Raw genomic sequence first — 17,898 nt, 5'->3', positions numbered from 1 at the left:
ACGCCTTGGATCGATTTACACCACCCCGAATGCCAGCATCGCATCGGCCACCTTCTTGAAACCGGCGATGTTCGCGCCCCGCACATAGTCGATATAGCCGTCGCCGCGATCGCCATAGGTCAGGCAGCGCGCGTGGATGCCGTCCATGATATCCTTGAGCATCTGCTGCAATTCGCTTTCGTTCCAGCTGCGACGGCCGCTGTTCTGGCTCATTTCAAGGCCCGAGACCGCGACGCCGCCGGCATTTGCCGCCTTGCCGGGCGCGAACATGATCTTAGCATCCTTGAAGACATGCACGCCTTCAAGGTTCGTCGGCATGTTCGCGCCTTCGCTGACCGCGATACAGCCATTGGCGACCAGGGCCTTGGCATCGTCGCCAAGCAGTTCGTTCTGCGTCGCGCACGGCAGCGCGACGTCGCAGGGGACACCCCACGGCGTCTTGCCCGCGGTGAAGCTCGCCGATTTATACTCCTCGCAATATTCCTCGATCCGGCCGCGGCGATGCGTCTTGTGCGCCTTCACCCAGTCGATCTTTTCCTGCGTGATGCCGTCGGGATCGTGGATGAAGCCGCCCGAATCGGACAGCGTCAGCACCTTGCCGCCGAGCTGGACGATCTTTTCGGCGGCGTGGGTCGCGACATTGCCCGATCCCGAAATAACGGCCGTCTTGCCGACAAGGTCCTGCCCCTTCGCGGCGAGCATGTTGGCGAGAAAATAGACCGCGCCGTAACCCGTCGCCTCGGTGCGGATCAGCGATCCGCCCCATTCGAGCCCCTTGCCGGTCAGCACCCCGGTGAATTCGTTGGTTATCCGCTTATACTGGCCGAACATGAAGCCGATTTCGCGTCCGCCCACGCCGATGTCGCCGGCGGGGACATCGACGTCGGCGCCGATATGGCGATAGAGTTCGGTCATGAAGCTCTGGCAAAAGCGCATGATCTCGCGCACGCTCTTGCCCTTGGGGTTGAAGTTCGACCCGCCCTTGCCGCCGCCCATCGGGAGGCCGGTCAGCGCATTTTTGAACGTCTGTTCGAACGCCAGGAACTTGAGCACGCTTTCGGTGACGCTCGGGTGGAAACGGATACCGCCCTTATACGGCCCGATCGCATTATTGTTCTGGACGCGCCAGCCGCGCTGGACGCGGATATTGCCATTGTCGTCCTCCCAGCAGACGCGGAAAGACACGACCCGGTCGGGTTCGGCGATGCGGCGCAGGATCTGCTGCGCGTGATATTCTTCCTTGTCGGCGATGAAATCGAAAATGTCCTCGGACACTTCCTGCACCGCCTGCACGAACTCGGGCTGACCCGGGTTCCGTTTTTTCACGCCTTCCATGAACGTCGCAAAATCGACGTGATCCGAAACTGCCATGCACCCCTCCCCTGATGACTGGGAAAGCCGGTGCGACCCCTGACGATTTTATCGTTGACCGACCTCGTATGCCAAAGGCTACACCATCGCGAAACAAAGGCAATATGACAGCGCGCACAGGCCGTACTTTTTCGTGGCGCGCGCAAGAGGGGCAAAAATGAGCGAGAGCAAGGGCATGACGGGGACCAACCGCGCAATCCTGGTTGCGGCCTTCATCCTGCTGGCGGCGGCGGTGGGCTATGCAATCTGGCGCGATTCCTCGCCTTCCGCTGCCGATACGCTGACGCAGGATGTCGCTGGCCCCACCGATCAGCTCGCCGAACTCGAAGCCCGGACGCGCCGCGAACCGGATAGCGCCGACGCATGGACCGCGCTCGGGGCGGCGCGATTCGACCTCGGCGATTTTGCCGCCGCCGCCGCCGCCTATGAAAAAGCCGTCGGTTTGTCGCCCGATTCGGCGGGGCTCTGGTCGGCGCTCGGCGAAGCGCGGGTGATGGCGAGCGACGGCGATCCGATGCCGTCCGCCGCTTCGCAAGCCTTCGACAAGGCGATCGCGCTCGACGCCAAGGACCCGCGCGCACGCTATTTCCTTGCGGTGAAGAAGGACATCGGCGGCGATCACAAGGGCGCGATCGACGATTGGTTCGCGCTGCTTGCCGACACGCCGCAGGGCGCGCCGTGGGAGGGCGACCTGCGCCGCACGATCGAACAGGTCGCACAGATTCACAAGATCGACGTTGCCGCCCGGCTAGCCGCGACGCAGGCGCGCCCGCTGACCTCCGACGAAATGCCGGTGGCGGCCCGCGCGATCCCGGGGCCGAGCCGCGCCGATATGGAGGCCGCGTCGCAGCTGCCCAAGGGGCAGCAGGACGCGATGATCGAGGGCATGGTGAACGGGCTTGAGGCCAAGCTGAAGGCCAACCCGGCCGACGTCGACCGCTGGATCATGCTGATGCGCAGCCGTATGACGCTTGGCGAAACGGCGAAGGCCGCGCAGGCGCTGAAGGACGGCATTGCCGCCAATCCGGCGGGGGCGGCGCGGCTGAAAGCGCAGGCGCAATTATTGGGCGTGCCGGGGGCATGACTTGATCGAGGGGGGAATGAAATGAAGAGGAAGACGATGCGCGCCGCCGCGGCGGCGGCGATGCTCGCGGCCGGCCCGGCGCTATTGCCGGGGGTCGGTCACGCCGCCGATCCGCTGTCGCTCCGTCTTGGCGATGTGCCGGTCAAGGGTGTCATTCCCGACGGCTATTGCCTGCCGACCGGCGCCGACAAGGCGGCGGCGGATATGCTCGCGAAGGGCGACCCGGACAATCAGACCCACGCGATGCTGATCCGCTGCGACCAGCGGAACAAGGTAGGCGGCACCAAATATGACTATTATCTGGTCAAGTCGCCGCATGCCCAGTCGCCCGCGATGAAGCGGGCCGAATTTATCGCGTTGATGACCGAGGAACTGAAGCTTCCGGCCTATCAGAGCGGCCACGCGACCCGGCCCGAGATTGGCAAGGCGGGCGATAATCTGTCGACCGCGCTGGGTACCAAGGTGGACCTTAGCGGCGAGATCCGGCCGCGCGGCGCCGACACGGTTTGCATCTATATGGGCGGCGAACTCGAGGTTCGCAGCGAATTCGCATCCTATCCGATTGCGGTCGGCGGCTGCGGGACGGTGGTCGCGGGCCATATCCTGTTCGTTTATGCCTATGACGACCCGGTGAAACCGAACAGCGGGGCGGCGCTGCTGCAACGCACGCGGTGGATCGCCGAGCGGCTGAAAGCGACCGACGGCCGGGCCAATTGAGCCTCGCGAATCGCTTGGCACATCCCCGGGTAAAGGATATGATGGCGGTGCTGCGGGGGGACAGAACATAAGGTCGCCGCGGCAAAAGCGCCGCGAGTCGCTTTCGGACGTATCGCCCGGGACAGCCGTCCACTCTGTATCGGGCCTCGCGGTCAGCCGGACCGGACGGCGCGGGCCATCGACCCGCGCCTTTTCCTTCGCCCTAGCCTGCCATCAGCGCCGCATTGCCGCCGGCGGCGGTAATGTCGGTACTGATCGACTTTTCCTCTGCAAAGCGATGCAGATAATGCGGGCCGCCGGCCTTCGGGCCGGTTCCCGACAGGCCGCGGCCGCCAAAGGGCTGCGAGCCGACGATTGCGCCGATCTGGTTGCGGTTGACATAGACGTTGCCGACTGCCGCCCGCGCCGCAATGTGCGCCGCCACGCCGTCGATGCGCGTGTGGACGCCGAGCGTCAGCCCATAGCCCGACGCGTTGATTGCATCGATCAGCGCATCCAGCTCGCCGCCCTTCCATGTTGCGACGTGCAGGACAGGGCCGAAAATCTCGCGCTTCAGGTCGGTGACATGGTCGAGCCGGATCAGGGTGGGCGGCACGAATTGGCCGTTCGGGGGCAGGTTCGTCCGCCCGGCTTCGGCGATAAGGCGGCCCGCAGCGCGCGCTTCGGCGACATAGGCGGCGATGTTCGCCCGCGCCTCCTCGTCGATGATCGGGCCCACATCGGTCGCAAGGATCGACGGATCGCCGACGTTGAGCTCGGCCATCGCGCCCGCGACCATGTCGATCATCGTATCGGCGACATCTTCCTGCACGCAAAGCAGCCGCAGCGCCGAGCAACGCTGCCCCGCCGACTGGAAGGCCGAGGCAACGGCATCGCGTGCGACCTGTTCGGGCAGCGCGGTCGAATCGACGATCATCGCGTTCGCACCGCCGGTTTCGGCAATCAAGGTCGCGATCGGACCGTCGCGCCCGGCGAGGCTGCGGTTGATCATCCGTGCGACCTCGGTCGATCCGGTGAAGGCGACGCCGATGATGTCGTCATGGCTCGTCAATGCCGCGCCGACACTTTCGCCGCGGCCGGGGAGATAATGGAGCACGTCGCCGGGAATGCCCGCTTCGAGCAGCAGCTCGACCGCGGCGTGCGCGATTAGCGGGGTCTGTTCGGCAGGCTTGGCGAGCACCGCATTGCCTGCGGCGAGCGCCGCCGACACCTGCCCCAGGAAGATCGCGAGCGGGAAGTTCCACGGGCTGATCGCGACGAACACGCCCTTGCCCTCGAGCATCAATTCGTTGCGCTCACCCGTCGGGCCGGGCAGCGCGACGGGATAGGTGAAGTCGGCGCGCGCTTGGCGCGCATAATAGCGCAGGAAATCGACCGCCTCGCGCACTTCGGCGACGGCGTCGACGAGCGTCTTGCCCGCCTCGTCGATCGCGAGGCCGATGAAGAGCGCGTCATGTTCTTCGAGCAAATCGGCGGCGCGTTCGAGCCGCTCGGCCCGGAAAGCCCCGCCGGCAAGGCTCCAGTCGCCCTGCGCCTTGCGCGCCGCGGCGACGGCATCGGCGACCGCGGCCGCATCGGCCTCGATCACCTGTCCGACGACCGCGCCCGTCGCGGGATTGCGCACGGGCTCGGCCTCGCCGCTGCGCGCGACGCCGCCGACGATCGGCGCCGCGACGAGATCGCTACGCCGCGCCGCGCCGATCGCCGAAACCAGCGCCTCGGGCACGCCGGGCTCGCCAAGGTCGTAGCCGCGCGAATTGCGCCGCTCCGGATCGAACAGGCCGAGGCCGGTCGCGATGTTGGAGGATGCCGCGCTCGCGACGCTGCGCGGATCGACCGCCAGCTCTTCGGCGGTCACGCCGGGGTCGGAGAATTGGTGGACGAAGCTGGAGTTCGCGCCATTTTCGAGCAGGCGGCGGACGAGATAGGCCAGCAGGTCGCGGTGCGTGCCGACCGGCGCATAGACGCGCACCGGGCGCGGCGGCGGGAACAGCGCGACGAGCGCGTCGTGCGCGCCCTCGCCCATGCCGTGCAGCCGCTGCAACTCGTAATCGGCGCCCGCGAACAGCTCGGACACATAGGCCAGCGTCATCGCATTATGGCTCGCGAACGCCGGATAGATGCAATCCTGGTAGTCGCGCAAAAGCTGCGCGCAGCGCATATAGTTGAGGTCGGTGTGGAGCTTCGCGGTGAACACCGGAAAGTCGCCAAGCCCCAGCGTCTGCGCGCGCTTGATCTCGGTGTCCCAATAGGCCCCTTTTACGAGGCGCATCGACAGCCTGACGCCGCGCGTCCGCGCGCGGTTCGCCAGCCAGTCGATCACCGCGGGCGCGCGCTTCTGATACGCCTGGATCACGATGCCGAGCCCGGTCCAGCCATCGGCGATGCCCGCGTCGATCAGCGCCGCGAACACATCCATATGCGGTTCGAGCCGGTCGCTTTCTTCGGCGTCGATCATCAGGGGGATGTTCACTGCGCGCGCCGCCTTGGCGAGTTCGATGACGTGCGGGATCAACTCGCGCTGGATGCGCGCGGCCTGCAGATATTCGTAGCGGGGGTGGAGCGCCGACAGCTTGATCGAAATACCGTGGTTGGCGTGCGGGTCGCCCGGTTTCGCATCCCTGCCGATCCGCGCGATGGCATTCGCATAGCTTTCGCAATAGCGCCGCGCATCTTCGGCGGTGCGCGCCGCCTCGCCGAGCATGTCGAAGCTCGCGAGTTCGGATTTCTCCCTGTTGGCGCGCTTGACCGCGGCATCGATCGTCTCGCCCATCACGAATTGCTGGCCGAGCATCTTCATCGCCGCGAGCGCGGCCTGCCGGATCACCGGCTCGCCCGAACGGCGGACCATCGACTTGATCAGCGTCAGCGGGTTCGCCTTGCTTCCCATCGCATCGAGCATTAGCGTCGCCGAGCCGAGCGACAGCCCGCGCGACGACAGCGCAACGATCAGCGGGCTGTCTTCCTCTTCGCCATCCTTCCAGTGGCGCCCGGCGATCTTGTCGCGGATCAGCGCATTGGCGGTCGCATTGTCGGGGACACGCAGCAGCGCCTCGGCAAGGCACATAAGCACGACGCCTTCCTCGGTCGACAGGCGATAGCGGTTCATCAGCTGCGCGACGAGCGTCTCGCGCTCGCCATCGGCCTTCGCCTTGCGGATCAGTTCGAGACCGCGCTGTGTCACGGCTTGGACACTGGCGGGCGACGTTGCAAGGGCGCTGCGCAGTTCGGCGACAATGTCGGATTCGCTGCGGCGGGCGAGGGCGCGGACGGCGGCGCGGTCGGGGCTTTGGATCATGTCGCCTGATACCATGTCACTCGAAGTCGATCAGACTTGTTTTCACCGGATATTTATATTAATTGACCAATTTCATGATCAATACTAGTCAATCCGAATGAAAAACTCCCCATTTGAAGCCCAAATTGATGAATTCGATCGTAAGATCCTCGCGATTCTGGGGCGTGACGGGCGGATCACCTTTACCGAACTCGCGTTGCAGGTCGGTCTTTCGAAAACGCCGTGCCAGCAGCGCGTGAAGCGCCTCGTCGACAGCGGGTTGATCATCGGTTTTCGCGCGATCGTCGATCCCGCCAAGGTGGGGCTCGACCATGTCGCCTTCACCGAAGTCAAGCTGTCGGACACCCGCGAAGAGGCGCTCAAGCAGTTCAATAGGGCCGTGCGGCAGATTCCCGAGGTCGAGGAATGCCATATGATCGCGAGCAGCTTCGATTATCTGCTCAAGGTCCGCACCCCCGATATCCGTCGTTATCGTATCGTGCTGGGCGAGAAAATCTCGAGCTTGCCGCACGTCGCGAGCACCTCGACCTTCGTCGCGATGGAGACGATCCGCGAGGCGGCGCGCTGACGCAGGCCGGCGATGCGGGAGATTGACCGCCGCCCGCGCCTGTGCCAATCGCGCTTCCGACGCGGGTGTAGCTCAATGGTAGAGCAGAAGCTTCCCAAGCTTACGACGAGGGTTCGATTCCCTTCACCCGCTCCATCTTGCTGCCCACGCGCAGCCGCTGATGGTTGAAAAAACCCTGAAAATCCGATATTTTTTGAGCATTCACTGGCTTCCGGTGACTGCCCATGATCGCACGTAGCTAGACGATTCGGGGGCATATCCGGGGGCCTTTCCAAAGCCCCTGATTTACGAGGCCCCCAAATGGCGCTTACCGACACCGCGATCCGCAAAGCGAAGCCAAAAGATAAGCCATATAAAGTCTCGGATTCGGGCGGCCTTTATCTCTTGGTCAATCCGATCGGCAGCAAGCTTTGGCGCGTTAAGTATCGCCTTCATGGAGTGGAGCGTAAACTGGCGCTCGGCGCCTATCCCGCAATTACGCTCGCCGAAGCGCGAGCGGCTAGGGACGATGCGAAAAAGCAGCTCGCCCATGCCGTCGATCCCAACACTGCCAAGCGGCAGGCTCGAATCGCTGCGAGTATCAGCGCAGGCAACAGCTTCGCGGCGGTGGCCGAAGAGCTGATAGCGAAGCGCGAGAAGGAAGGTGTCGCACCCGCGACGCTAGAAAAGCATCGCTGGCTTTTACGTTTGCTAGGCACAGAGTTCGGGCGGCGGCCGGTGGCCGACATCACGCCTGCGGAGTTACTTCACGAGTTGAAGAAGCAGGAACGGCGCGGGCGGCTAGAGGCGGCCAAGCAGGTCCGGGGTTTCGCGAGCCGCGTTTTCCGCTACGCCGCCGCTACGGCACGAGCCGAGTGCGATCCCGCGCAGATGTTGCTCGGCGCGCTCATCCAACCGACCGTAAAGCATTTCGCGGCGATCACTGACCCATCGGAGTTTGGCGCCCTACTCCGGGCGATTGACGGATATGTGGGCGATCCAGCAGTGATGCATGCGCTAAAGCTGACCCCGCATGTCTTTCAGAGGCCCGGCGAACTGCGCCAGATGGAATGGACAGAAATCGACTTCGTGAAGGCGGTATGGACGTTACCCGCTTCCAAGATGAAGATGCGTCAACCGCACGCGGTGCCACTGTCACGCCAAGCACTCGCGATTTTGGAAAGTATGCGTGGGCTTTCTGGTAACGGCAAATATGTGTTCCCCTCGGTACGAACACGGGCGCGGCCGATCAGCGACAATACGATCAACGCAGCGCTTCGTCGTCTTGGCTATTCCAAGGAGCAAATGACGGCCCACGGATTCCGAACCTCCGCCTCCTCGCTGCTCAACGAGTCGGGCAAGTGGAATCCCGATGCCATCGAACGCGCGCTCGCTCACTTGGTCGCGGGGAGCATTAGGCGCATATATAACCAGTCGGCCTATTGGGCGGAACGCGTCGAGATGGCCCAGTGGTGGAGTGATTATTTGTGTCAGCTCCGTGATGGAGGCAATGTGGCCTTCCCTCTCTAGGAGAAGATGGTGGACGACCGGAAGGAAGTGTTGCCGCTCCGCATCGTCGCGGCTCGATTCATTAGCACGGATGACCAAACGGGACTTGCCGAGCTCGACCGTATCACGGCGGAAGCGTGGCGCATCATCCAGAAGCGATATTGGATCTGGACGTCCTCGTTTATGACGACGGCAGTAGTAACAGCCGGCGCTGTTCTCATTGGTGGCGCCCTTACGGTTGGCAAGGCGCCGGGCGCGGATTTGGCCACGCTGCTTGGACTTGGCGGCGCCGCGTTGATGATCGCGATTGGAGCGTCGTGGCGCGTGTTTCAGTATGGCGGGATGAAAGCGAGATCGCCCCAGAGCCCCGTTTACGCGGACCCGTCTGACTTGGCCGTTCGCAACCTGGAACGCCTGTTCGCCATTCTCCAGCTCGAATCGACGCCACGCCCTTTCTACTACTCCCGCAATGGCGCGCGTCGATATGTTGACCACCGCTACTTCTTCGGGAAGCTTCGCGCCGCGCATGTAGCCAAGGACAACACGATCCGCAGCGCACTCTTCGGTCCAGTCGGACTCTGGTTCGACCGCGAGCTGTTCCTTGAGGCAGACATCGACAAGCTCATTGCTGACGCCAAAGCCGAGCCAAATCGCGCCGGAGCGCCCAAGAAATATGATTACACCGACGCAGTCATCTCATTGATCGAGCATCCCGAAGTTCGGGCGATCGACATCACCAAGAAGCGCGGAAATCAGACTCGGATTATCGAGCTGCTGGAAGATTGGTACGACAGCCGCCGCCGTGAAATCCCAAGCAGAACTCAGCTTTCTTCTTATGCAAAGCAGATTTTGGAGACGATTGCGAAAAATCGCTCGTCTAAACCCTAGCCTGAATTACCGAGAAACCACGCAATTGCGCGGTGTCTAATCGGGACCAATTACCGGGGAACGGCCACGAACGGCGGTTTTCTGGTACATTCGCACACCGTTGGAACTGCCCGCGCTTAGCTGCAAATGGTCCTGTCGCCCGCCGCATCGCGGCACTCCAACGGAGGCGACAATGGATGAACTCGCATATTCGATAAACCGCACTGCCCAGGCGCTCGGCGTCGGCCGGAGCACAATCTACAAGCTCATCAAGACCGGCCAAGTCGATGCGCTGAAGATCGGCACGCGAACGCTGATCACGACCGCATCCATCGCACGGCTCACCCAGGCTCGCCCCGAGACTTGATTTCGACGCGGCGAATTGCCGCCCGCGCATCCCGATCACATTTCGACTCAGGAGGACAAGACATGTCCGTTCTTCGCAAAGCCTTCGCTCGTCTCTTTTCTCAGGTCCGAAATCCCAACATGCACGTCGACGCCGATGTCCAGACCGCCGTCTACATGTGGCCAATCATCGAAAAGTTGCTCGCCAACGGCGAGGACGGTGACACGTACCGCGCCGCAGTCAATTTCTGGCGTTACGCCGAGCGGCCACCGCTGGCAGTCTACGATGGCGACGTGAGCCACTGCCACATCGATGGTCCGCTTCAACTGGCCGGTGACTTTGCACTTCCCTTGGGCGGAGAAATCTTCAGCAACGGCGTCACGATTAATCTCGATCCTTTCGAGGCCAACGACCTTCGTGATCATATGAGAGGAGCTATCGAACGCGCGATCCTGGCCTGGCTTGCGGACAATGGCCGCCGCAAACTTTTGCCAGCCGTAAATCCATATGACCGCCAAACAGCCGACCTCGAAGCCAAGGCAATGATCGCTGACTGGGTTACTCGCGGGGAAGTGAAGCACCCCGTCACGGAGGGCCCGGATCATGTCTGACACGGCTGTATTTCAAGCAAGGTCGCAGGGCCGCGATGCTACGCATCGGACCCGTAATTTGGATACACACCTCACGCACGGGTGCATCCAGCTTTTCCGCCACTTTTTGAGGGTGCGATCAGAGTGCGCCCCGCAATTGCTTCGCCGAAGTGACGCTATTCCGCCAAAATTTGAGGGTGCGATCCGCACCCTCAGGGGGGCGGCGCGATGAAGACCGTTCAACATTCCGTCCGCCTGCCCGCAGCACTGGACACGGCGCTTCGCGCGCTCGCCGACCGGCAGGGCAAGACGGTTTACGCGATGCTCCGCCGCTGCGTGAAGACAGGGATCGACGGGCAGGAAAACCCTATCGTCATCAGTTCAGGCGACCGCGAACTTATCGCCGAGGTGGCATCGATGAGCACGCGGCTCGCCGATGTCGAACGCCTGCTCGACCGCACCTTGCACACGGCCTGCGCCGCCTATTGCTATGCACGCAGCGCCGCGATGGGAGGCGGCAAGAGCGACGAGGTCATAACCGCCGAGACGAAGCGGGCTTATGACCGGCAACGGGCGGCAGCGGAGGATCGGTCATGAGCGAGCCTTACGATCTCCGGCTCCATGCCGAGACGCTGCGGCGTCATCTTCGCTATAGTCAGACGCGGCGGTTCAAACGGCAGTTCGCGATGATGGTCTCGTCGATCGCGCTGGGCGGTTTGGCGGCGCCCTATCTGATGCTCGACCCGAGCATCCTTCGGGACACCGGCACCCATTATCACGCGAAGATGCTGTCATGGTTTGCAGGCGACGGCGGCGATCCCGGGATAGTCATCCGTTACGAGGGAGCCGACTATCTGACCCCCGCCCGCACGGTCGCGACCGATCCCTATTTTGTTCGTCGGGCGAGCATCGCCAAGTCGTTTGTCATGCGCGGCGCCATGCTGGGATTCATTGCATGGCTGTCCGGCCTGCTCCTGCTCCGTGATGTCGCCGCGCGCAGGCGTGAACGCGCGCTTCGGGATCGCGTGATCGATGGCACCAAGGTTACGAGCGAGAAGGAGCTTGTGAAGCTGGCGCGAGCCGAAGCCGGTTCACATCCGCTGGCGATCGGTCCCGTCCCCTTTCCCCGCCGCCTCGAAACCCGGCACATGGCAATGGTCGGCACGACCGGCAGCGGCAAGACGACGGTGCTGCGCCAGATGCTCGACGGGATCGCGGCGCGCGGGGAAGCGGCGCTGGTCTATGACACCAGCGGCGAGTTCATCGCCCATTACTTCCGGCCCGAGTGCGGCGACATCATCCTCAATCCGTTCGACGCCCGCTGCGTTTATTGGTCGCCCTTCGCCGAGATCGCCCACCCCGCCGACGCTGATCGCATCGCGCAGCAACTCGTCACTGAAACCGGAAAGCAGGACGACGACGTCTGGCTGGAAACAAGCCGCATCCTCGTCGCCAACATGATCCGGGAACTGTGGAAGGAGAAGAAATGCACGCTGCCAGACCTGCTCGAAGCGCTTCAAAAGATGGACAAGGACAAGCTCAAGGCCTGGCTCAAGGACACCTCGTCAGCGCGCACCTTCTCTGACGACGCCGACCGCGCCACCGGCAGCGTACTCTTCATGCTCGCGAAGGCCGCGAACCTGATCCAGTTTCTTCGGATGCCCGAAGAGGGCGAGAAGACCTTTTCCTTCCGGGGGTTCATCGCCGGCCTCGACGAGACGAAGGGCGGCAAGCCTTGGATCTTCGTGCCGCGAAAGGAAGAGCAATTTGCGGCGCTCAAGCCCTTGCTCGCATGCTGGCTCGAGTGCGCCGCTAGCGCCATGCTGGGTCTTGCTCCGTCATCGGATCGGCGCGTCTGGTTTCTTCTCGACGAACTTGCCGACCTGCCCCGAGTCGACAATCTGACGCGCCTGCTGCCCGAGGGCCGCAAGTTCGGGGCAGCGGTTGTGCTGACCTTCCAGGGCGTCGGCCAGATGCGGCATCGCTACGGCGACGACCTTGCCGAATCCATGCTCGGTTGCTGCAATACCAAGCTGTTCCTCCAGATGGGCGACGGCGAGTCCCGGCGCTGGGCGAGCGACACGATCGGCACCTGCGAGGTCGAGATCCAGACCATGACCGGCGCGCTTGGCGAGAGCGACGACAAGCCACGGATGACGCTCGGTCGCCAGCGCAAGACCCGTCCCGCCGTGTTCGAAAGCGAACTCCGCCTCGCGCGCTTTGAGGGCTATTTGCTGTTCCCCGACGGATTGCCGGTCGCGCGTATCGCGCTCACCGCCGACCATATCGATAAGCGGGGCGAGCCGCGCCAGCCTGCCTTTGTCGCGGCGAATCCCGAGACGAGCCTCTGGCACCGGCCGTCGGAGGTGGCACCCAAAGAAGAGCCAGATAGCGCAGTGCCATCACCGTCCGAGGAGCCGGTCGTCGAAAAGCCCAAGGCAAGGAAGAAGCCGCCGGCATCCCCGCCCGCAGACGACGGTGGACCGATCTGATGGTCGCGTCGGTATCGGCGCTGACGAACTCAGCGCAGGCGAGCAGCTATTATGAGGCTGACGATTATTACGCCGAGGGCGGGCTGTCGCCGTCCGAATGGCACGGCAAGGGTGCCGAGGAACTTGGACTATCGGGCGATGTCGATCGCGACCGATTTCGGGAATTGCTCGATGGCAAGGTCGCGGGTCAGCAGCTCGGCACGGTCCGAGACGGTCATCTCGAACATCGCCCCGGCTGGGATGTGACGCTGAGTGCGCCCAAGTCGGTGTCGATCATGGCCGAGGTTGCGGGCGACCGGCGGTTGATCGGAGCGCATAGCCAAGCGGTGAAGACCGCGCTCGCGCATGTTGAGGCGCATATGGCCGCGACCCGCGTTCGGCATGGCGGCAGCGTGACCCGCGAAGCCACCGGCAATCTCGTTATCGCGAGCTTTCAGCACGGGACGAGCCGAGCGCAGGACCCGCAGCTACACACGCACAATGTCATGATGAATGCGACGCAGGGCGAGGATGGCTCGTGGCGGAGTCTCGAACCACGCGCGATCTATCAGCTCCAGAAGCAGATCGGCGCCATCTATCGGCAGGAGCTGGCCTTGAAGGTCCGCGAGCTCGGCTATGAGATTGCACCGGGCAAGGAATCGATGTTCGAGATCAATGGCGTGTCGGCGGATGTGATGGCGGCGTTCAGCACGCGCAGCGCCGAGATCGAAGCGGCACTCGGCGAGCGCGGAACTTCGCGCGAAGAAGCCAGCGCCGCTGAGAAGCAGGTCGCCGCGCTCGATACTCGGCAAGTGAAGGTCGCGACCGATCATGGCGCGCTTGTCGCCGACTGGCGCGAGACCGCCGACCGGGCGGGATTCGATGCAGAGATCCGACTGGCGTTGGTGCGCGAGGCCCAAGCCAGAGCGGCGGACGGGATTCATCTTCCCTATCCATCGATCGCCGATCGCGCCGTCGCTCATGCCGCCGACAAGCTTGGCGAGCGGCAGTCGGTGTTCTCGGTCGCGTCGCTCCACGAGGAAGCCGGGCGGGTTGGCCTTGGGAAGGTCGGCTATGCCGAGATCGGCGAAGCGATAGGGCGGGCTGCAAAGGAGGGCGAGTTGGTCGACCGTACTTTCCTCGATCGGCGCGGCGCCGCGTTCGCCGGGTTCACGACGCGGCAGAATATAGCCGCCGAGAAGACACTGCTTCGGATTGAAACGCACGGGCGCGGCGCGTTCGCTCCCATCGCATCACCGCTAGCCGCCGCCAAGGCAGTAGCAGGTGCGGCTGCAAAGGCGGAGCGGTCCGGCTTTGGCTGGAATGCTGACCAGAAGGCCGCGACCGAACAGCTCCTTACCAGCCGCAATCGGGTCACCGCAGTGCAGGGTTATGCCGGAACGGCGAAGACCACGACCGTGCTCGCCACCTTCGCGCGCGAAGCCGAAGCACGCGGCGTAACGGTTGTCGCGCTGGCGCCGACCGCATCGGCGGCGATGACGCTTGGCGAGGCGCTCGGCACGCGCGGCGATACTGTGGCGCGTCATTTGCTCGTGCCGGAAGTTTCGGCGCCCGGTCAGCCGGTCGCATGGATCGTCGATGAGGCTTCGCTCTTGTCGGCGCGCGATACCGCGCGTCTGTTCGATCTGGCCGAGCAGCATGATGCGCGCGTCATCCTTGTGGGTGATGTTAAGCAGCTCGGATCGGTCGAGGCCGGCGCGGCATTCGCGCAACTCCAAGGCGCCGGCATGGAAACCACCACGCTCGGCGAGATCGTCCGGCAGAGCAACGCGGCGACCAAAGAAGCGGTGCTCGCGTCGATTGAGGGCGATGCGAGGAAGGCGCTCGCCGCGCTCGATCGCGGCGGCGGCCAGATCGTCGAACATGCCGACCGCGCAGACCGCTTCGCCGCCATCGCCGAACGCTATGCCGAACTCGACAAGGCGGCGCGGTCCCGCACGCTTGTCATCGAGCCCTCGCGCGAGGGCCGCGATGTGCTGACGGCCGACATCCGCACGGCGCTTGTCAGGTCGGGCGCGCTTTCCGGTCCCGCCGTCGCCATCGAAAGCCTCGTCAACAAGGGGCTCACCCGCGCTGAGGCACGTGACCCGCTCAGCTACGACCGGGGCGACGTTGTGCGGTTCACCAGCGATTATGCCGACAAGGGTGTCGCGCGGGGCGAAGCCTATCGTGTCGAGGCGGTCGATCCAGCCAAGGCCGCCATTGCGCTGAGGTCCGAAGACGGACGTGAGGTCGATTGGCGGCTTCGCCAATGGGGCGCCGGCAAGGTGCAGGTGTTCGCGCCCCAGAATATGGACGTCAGGACCGGCGACAGCATCCGCTTTACCCGCAATGATCGCGAGGCCGGGCGGATCAATGGGGCGCGCGGCGAAGTCACCGCGATCGACGAGAAGGCGCGGACGGCGACGGTGCTTAGCGCTCGCGGTCAGGTGCAGACTCTCGACCTCGACGCGGCGCGCGACCGGCATATCGCCCATGCCTATGTCGACACCGCCTTCGCCGCGCAGGGGCGCACCGCCGATCATGTGATCATCCACGCCGACAGCAAGGCGACCAATCTGGTCGACCAGAAAAGCTTCTACGTCGGCATTTCGCGCGCGAAGGAGTCGGCGACAATCCTTACTGATGATCGCGCGAAACTGACATCGGCGATCAATGCACGCGCCGGGGTCGTCCAGACTGCACTTTCACAGGCACCTGCGGCGGGGGCCGCCATGGTGCAAGCCGCCATCGCCGCGCCCGCCGCCGACAAGGCGATCAGCGCGGCGGTCTCGCAAGCGGCGGCCTCGCTGCCCGGCATGGGGCTTTAGCTCTTGCCAAAGCATGCGATCTTCCCGAAGATTCCGCTACATGCGTACCGATCTTACCCATCTTCCCGCCGCCAAGCAGCGCGAACTCGAACGGATCGTCGAGACGATCTTCGAGGAGTTTCGGGGCGCGACCGAGAATGCGACGGGACCGCGCAAGGGTGCGCGTATCCTCAAGATTATCCTGTTCGGCAGCCACGCGCGCGGCGACTGGGTCGATGCGCCGCTGTCGGCGAACCAGTATAAATCGGACTATGACATTCTCGTCATCGTCAGCCAGAAGGAGATGACCGACCGCGCCGCCTATTGGGCGACCGCCGAGGAACGTCTCATTCGCGCCTACACGATCGAGAAGACGCTCCACACGCCGGTCAACTTCATCGTCCACAGCCTGCATGAGGTGAATGACGGGCTCTCGCATGGTCGCGTCTTCTTCATGGAGGTCGCGAAGGACGGGATCGCACTTTATGAAGCCGATGACCGAGAGCTGGCTACGCCGAAGCCAAAGACGCCGGAACAGGCGCTCGAAACGGCACGAGAATATTTTGAGGAATGGATGCCGAGCGCAGCCGGTTTTCTCGACACCTCGAAATATGCGCGTAGCCGCGGCAGACTTAAGGAATCTGCTTTCCAACTGCACCAAGCGACTGAACGTCTTTACGGATGCTTATTGCTTACCCTGACCTTCTACACGCCGTACAATCATAACCTCGCGTTCCTGCGGTCACTCGCCGAAGGACTTGACCGTCGTCTCTACGGCATCTGGCCCGAAGCGACGCATCGCGAGCGAGCGATGTTCCAGAAGCTGAAGGAAGCTTACACGAAGGCCAGATACGCGAAGCACTACAAAATTAGCGAAGAAGAGCTGTACTGGCTTACCGATCGCGTCGAGGAACTCGGCCGCGTGGTCCACCAGGTCTGCTTGGACAAGATCGCCGAGCTCGAGACGGCGGCGCGCCAATAGGCGTTTGAGTGCCGCCGCTTGCCGGGACTCCCGGATTCTGGTATAGTCGTCGGCACGGAATGGAACGACTGGCGGCCATTCCGGGGATAATCCTGCCAGGCATCATGTAGGTCCGGCCGCGTGTCGGACAGTTGCTGATCGCCGCTTCGGCGGCACCACAGCGAACACCGCTTGCCCATCCGCGCGCAATCGCGCGGACCGCCGCGGTACGAGCTGCAAATGACACCCCCAACCACCGACGTTTACGCGCGCGAGGTCGTGATGGCGCGCGTTGGCCATCTCATCCGGCGCAAGCAGCGCGAAATCGAGCGCATCACGCGCATCCTGCGCGGCCTGTTCGACCCGTCGCAGATCCAAGCGCCCGAGCCGGGACGGATCAAGCGGATCATCCTCATCGGTCCCTACGCACGGCGATCCTGGTACGAAGACAGCCGGACGATCGAATTTTCCGATTATGAATTCTGGGTCGTCATCAATCATCCGCTCTACACCGACGAGCGTTGTTGGCGGCGCGCGCGTGCAACCATTGACCGCGAGCTGGGCAATCGCTGCGCGGTCGATATCGAGGTTTACTCGAAGTCCGACATTCGTACCGCGAAGGCGGAGCGCGACACTTTCATCCTCGACCGGATCGAGGGCGGGATCGCCCTCTATCGTGCGTCGCGCGATGCGTCGCTGCCCATGGGTGAGCGCCGGGGAGACCGGCTATGACTACCGCTGGACCCTACCCCACATTCGACGCCTTCTACCGGGCGCAGCACGATCGGATGTTCCATTTCTTCCGGAGGAAAGTTGGGCGTGATGAAGCTCCGGACCTCGTGCAGGAGGCATTTACCTGTGTGCTGCGAAGCGGGGCTTTCGATAGGCTCGAAAATCCCAATGGCTATTTGACGCGGACGGCTCGCAATCTGGTGATCAACCGGGCGCGGACGTGGCACCGGAAAGGGTGCGTGCTTTATCCACTCGACGAAGCGCGCGATGCCCCTCTCCCGCCGGAACAGGAATGGAAGATTGAGGGGCGGGAGCTTCGAGCGGCATATCGGCGCGCGCTACTTGCCCTGCCGCGACGGACGCGGCGGATATTCCTGATGCATCGTTTAAAGGGCATGTCCTATCGGCAGATTTCGGAACATATTGGTGTCGGCGAAAAGGGGGTCGAGTATCATATGATGCGAGCCTTGGCTCGGTGCCGGCGGGCGACTGCGCGGTGGGACTAACCTTAAATGTCGTGCCAAGGTTCGGTTCGAGGGTTTGGGCAAAAAGAAGACAAAAAAGGTAGCCTGAGATGTACGTTGAGCGCGGCAGA

Annotated in this window: 15 protein-coding genes and 1 tRNA gene; 14 read left to right on the top strand and 2 right to left on the bottom strand. The window is 63.5% G+C overall.

All coding sequences use genetic code 11. The features are described from left to right. Positions 1-15: 15 nt before the first annotated feature. Positions 16-1,371: an NADP-specific glutamate dehydrogenase gene (gene gdhA / locus ATE71_RS04425; RefSeq protein WP_058802236.1), complete on the bottom strand. Its 1,356-nt coding sequence runs from the start codon at positions 1,369-1,371 to the stop codon at positions 16-18. Positions 1,372-1,528: 157 nt separating this feature from the next. On the opposite strand from gdhA, the gene ATE71_RS04420 reads away from it, so the two are divergent. Then, positions 1,529-2,455, top strand: coding sequence for a tetratricopeptide repeat protein (locus tag ATE71_RS04420; protein WP_058802235.1), 927 nt, complete (start codon positions 1,529-1,531; stop codon positions 2,453-2,455). Positions 2,456-2,476: 21 nt separating this feature from the next. Then, positions 2,477-3,172, top strand: coding sequence for a hypothetical protein (locus tag ATE71_RS04415; RefSeq protein ID WP_058802234.1), 696 nt, complete (start codon positions 2,477-2,479; stop codon positions 3,170-3,172). A 202-nt stretch (positions 3,173-3,374) separates the two neighbouring features. On the opposite strand, the gene putA is transcribed toward ATE71_RS04415, so the two are convergent. Continuing rightward, the gene (putA, locus tag ATE71_RS04410) at positions 3,375-6,470 is read right to left on the bottom strand and encodes a bifunctional proline dehydrogenase/L-glutamate gamma-semialdehyde dehydrogenase PutA (RefSeq protein WP_235587900.1); all 3,096 of its coding nucleotides are present in this window, start codon (positions 6,468-6,470) and stop codon (positions 3,375-3,377) included. A 97-nt stretch (positions 6,471-6,567) separates the two neighbouring features. Between putA and ATE71_RS04405 the strand changes: the two genes are divergently transcribed. The 12 genes from ATE71_RS04405 to ATE71_RS04350 all read left to right on the top strand — a co-directional run bounded on the left by ATE71_RS04405 (position 6,568) and on the right by ATE71_RS04350 (position 17,809). Further along, on the top strand, positions 6,568-7,038 hold the full coding sequence (locus ATE71_RS04405; protein ID WP_058802232.1) for an Lrp/AsnC family transcriptional regulator: 471 nt from the start codon (positions 6,568-6,570) through the stop codon (positions 7,036-7,038). Positions 7,039-7,099: 61 nt separating this feature from the next. Beyond that, positions 7,100-7,173, top strand: a tRNA-Gly gene (locus ATE71_RS04400). 165 nt (positions 7,174-7,338) lie between these two features. Further along, positions 7,339-8,547 (top strand): tyrosine-type recombinase/integrase, encoded by a 1,209-nt coding sequence (locus tag ATE71_RS04395; protein WP_058802231.1) that lies wholly within the window; start codon positions 7,339-7,341, stop codon positions 8,545-8,547. Positions 8,548-8,553: 6 nt separating this feature from the next. Beyond that, positions 8,554-9,414 carry a hypothetical protein gene (locus ATE71_RS04390; protein ID WP_058802230.1) on the top strand — a complete coding sequence of 287 codons (861 nt, stop codon included), beginning with the start codon at positions 8,554-8,556 and terminating at the stop codon, positions 9,412-9,414. A gap of 172 nt (positions 9,415-9,586) precedes the next feature. Beyond that, complete coding sequence (locus ATE71_RS04385) at positions 9,587-9,760, top strand: helix-turn-helix domain-containing protein (RefSeq protein WP_058802229.1); 174 nt, start codon at positions 9,587-9,589, stop codon at positions 9,758-9,760. Between the two features lie 62 nt (positions 9,761-9,822). Next, positions 9,823-10,350 carry a hypothetical protein gene (locus ATE71_RS04380; RefSeq protein ID WP_152998642.1) on the top strand — a complete coding sequence of 176 codons (528 nt, stop codon included), beginning with the start codon at positions 9,823-9,825 and terminating at the stop codon, positions 10,348-10,350. A 207-nt stretch (positions 10,351-10,557) separates the two neighbouring features. After that, positions 10,558-10,926 carry a hypothetical protein gene (locus ATE71_RS04375; RefSeq protein WP_058802227.1) on the top strand — a complete coding sequence of 123 codons (369 nt, stop codon included), beginning with the start codon at positions 10,558-10,560 and terminating at the stop codon, positions 10,924-10,926. Continuing rightward, the gene (locus tag ATE71_RS04370; RefSeq protein ID WP_082665080.1) at positions 10,923-12,821 is read left to right on the top strand and encodes a type IV secretion system DNA-binding domain-containing protein; all 1,899 of its coding nucleotides are present in this window, start codon (positions 10,923-10,925) and stop codon (positions 12,819-12,821) included. The genes ATE71_RS04375 and ATE71_RS04370 overlap by 4 nt, the downstream gene beginning before the upstream one ends. Next, positions 12,821-15,631: a MobF family relaxase gene (gene mobF / locus ATE71_RS04365; RefSeq protein ID WP_058802226.1), complete on the top strand. Its 2,811-nt coding sequence runs from the start codon at positions 12,821-12,823 to the stop codon at positions 15,629-15,631. Before ATE71_RS04370 ends, mobF begins: the two co-directional genes overlap by 1 nt. Before the next feature lie 40 nt (positions 15,632-15,671). Then, positions 15,672-16,592 (top strand): nucleotidyltransferase and HEPN domain-containing protein, encoded by a 921-nt coding sequence (locus tag ATE71_RS04360; protein WP_058802225.1) that lies wholly within the window; start codon positions 15,672-15,674, stop codon positions 16,590-16,592. Positions 16,593-16,811: 219 nt separating this feature from the next. Continuing rightward, on the top strand, positions 16,812-17,303 hold the full coding sequence (locus ATE71_RS04355; protein WP_235587899.1) for a hypothetical protein: 492 nt from the start codon (positions 16,812-16,814) through the stop codon (positions 17,301-17,303). After that, positions 17,300-17,809 carry an RNA polymerase sigma factor gene (locus ATE71_RS04350; protein ID WP_058802224.1) on the top strand — a complete coding sequence of 170 codons (510 nt, stop codon included), beginning with the start codon at positions 17,300-17,302 and terminating at the stop codon, positions 17,807-17,809. Before ATE71_RS04355 ends, ATE71_RS04350 begins: the two co-directional genes overlap by 4 nt. Positions 17,810-17,898 lie beyond the last annotated feature (89 nt).

The sequence above is a fragment of the Sphingopyxis sp. H115 genome, assembly GCF_001468465.1.
In the GTDB taxonomy this organism is placed as follows: domain Bacteria; phylum Pseudomonadota; class Alphaproteobacteria; order Sphingomonadales; family Sphingomonadaceae; genus Sphingopyxis.
The sequence above is the reverse complement of the archived record's forward strand: the minus strand, read 5'-3'. Positions and strand labels throughout refer to the sequence as shown.

Bases quoted from the DNA above. Each gene is read 5' to 3' on its own strand.
- gdhA (WP_058802236.1), bottom strand. From the start codon at position 1,371: ATGGCAGTTTCGGATCACGTCGATTTTGCGACGTTCATGGAAGGCGTG.
- ATE71_RS04420 (WP_058802235.1), top strand. From the start codon at position 1,529: ATGAGCGAGAGCAAGGGCATGACGGGGACCAACCGCGCAATCCTGGTT.
- ATE71_RS04415 (WP_058802234.1), top strand. From the start codon at position 2,477: ATGAAGAGGAAGACGATGCGCGCCGCCGCGGCGGCGGCGATGCTCGCG.
- putA (WP_235587900.1), bottom strand. From the start codon at position 6,470: ATGATCCAAAGCCCCGACCGCGCCGCCGTCCGCGCCCTCGCCCGCCGC.
- ATE71_RS04405 (WP_058802232.1), top strand. From the start codon at position 6,568: ATGAAAAACTCCCCATTTGAAGCCCAAATTGATGAATTCGATCGTAAG.
- ATE71_RS04395 (WP_058802231.1), top strand. From the start codon at position 7,339: ATGGCGCTTACCGACACCGCGATCCGCAAAGCGAAGCCAAAAGATAAG.
- ATE71_RS04390 (WP_058802230.1), top strand. From the start codon at position 8,554: ATGGTGGACGACCGGAAGGAAGTGTTGCCGCTCCGCATCGTCGCGGCT.
- ATE71_RS04385 (WP_058802229.1), top strand. From the start codon at position 9,587: ATGGATGAACTCGCATATTCGATAAACCGCACTGCCCAGGCGCTCGGC.
- ATE71_RS04380 (WP_152998642.1), top strand. From the start codon at position 9,823: ATGTCCGTTCTTCGCAAAGCCTTCGCTCGTCTCTTTTCTCAGGTCCGA.
- ATE71_RS04375 (WP_058802227.1), top strand. From the start codon at position 10,558: ATGAAGACCGTTCAACATTCCGTCCGCCTGCCCGCAGCACTGGACACG.
- ATE71_RS04370 (WP_082665080.1), top strand. From the start codon at position 10,923: ATGAGCGAGCCTTACGATCTCCGGCTCCATGCCGAGACGCTGCGGCGT.
- mobF (WP_058802226.1), top strand. From the start codon at position 12,821: ATGGTCGCGTCGGTATCGGCGCTGACGAACTCAGCGCAGGCGAGCAGC.
- ATE71_RS04360 (WP_058802225.1), top strand. From the start codon at position 15,672: ATGCGTACCGATCTTACCCATCTTCCCGCCGCCAAGCAGCGCGAACTC.
- ATE71_RS04355 (WP_235587899.1), top strand. From the start codon at position 16,812: ATGACACCCCCAACCACCGACGTTTACGCGCGCGAGGTCGTGATGGCG.
- ATE71_RS04350 (WP_058802224.1), top strand. From the start codon at position 17,300: ATGACTACCGCTGGACCCTACCCCACATTCGACGCCTTCTACCGGGCG.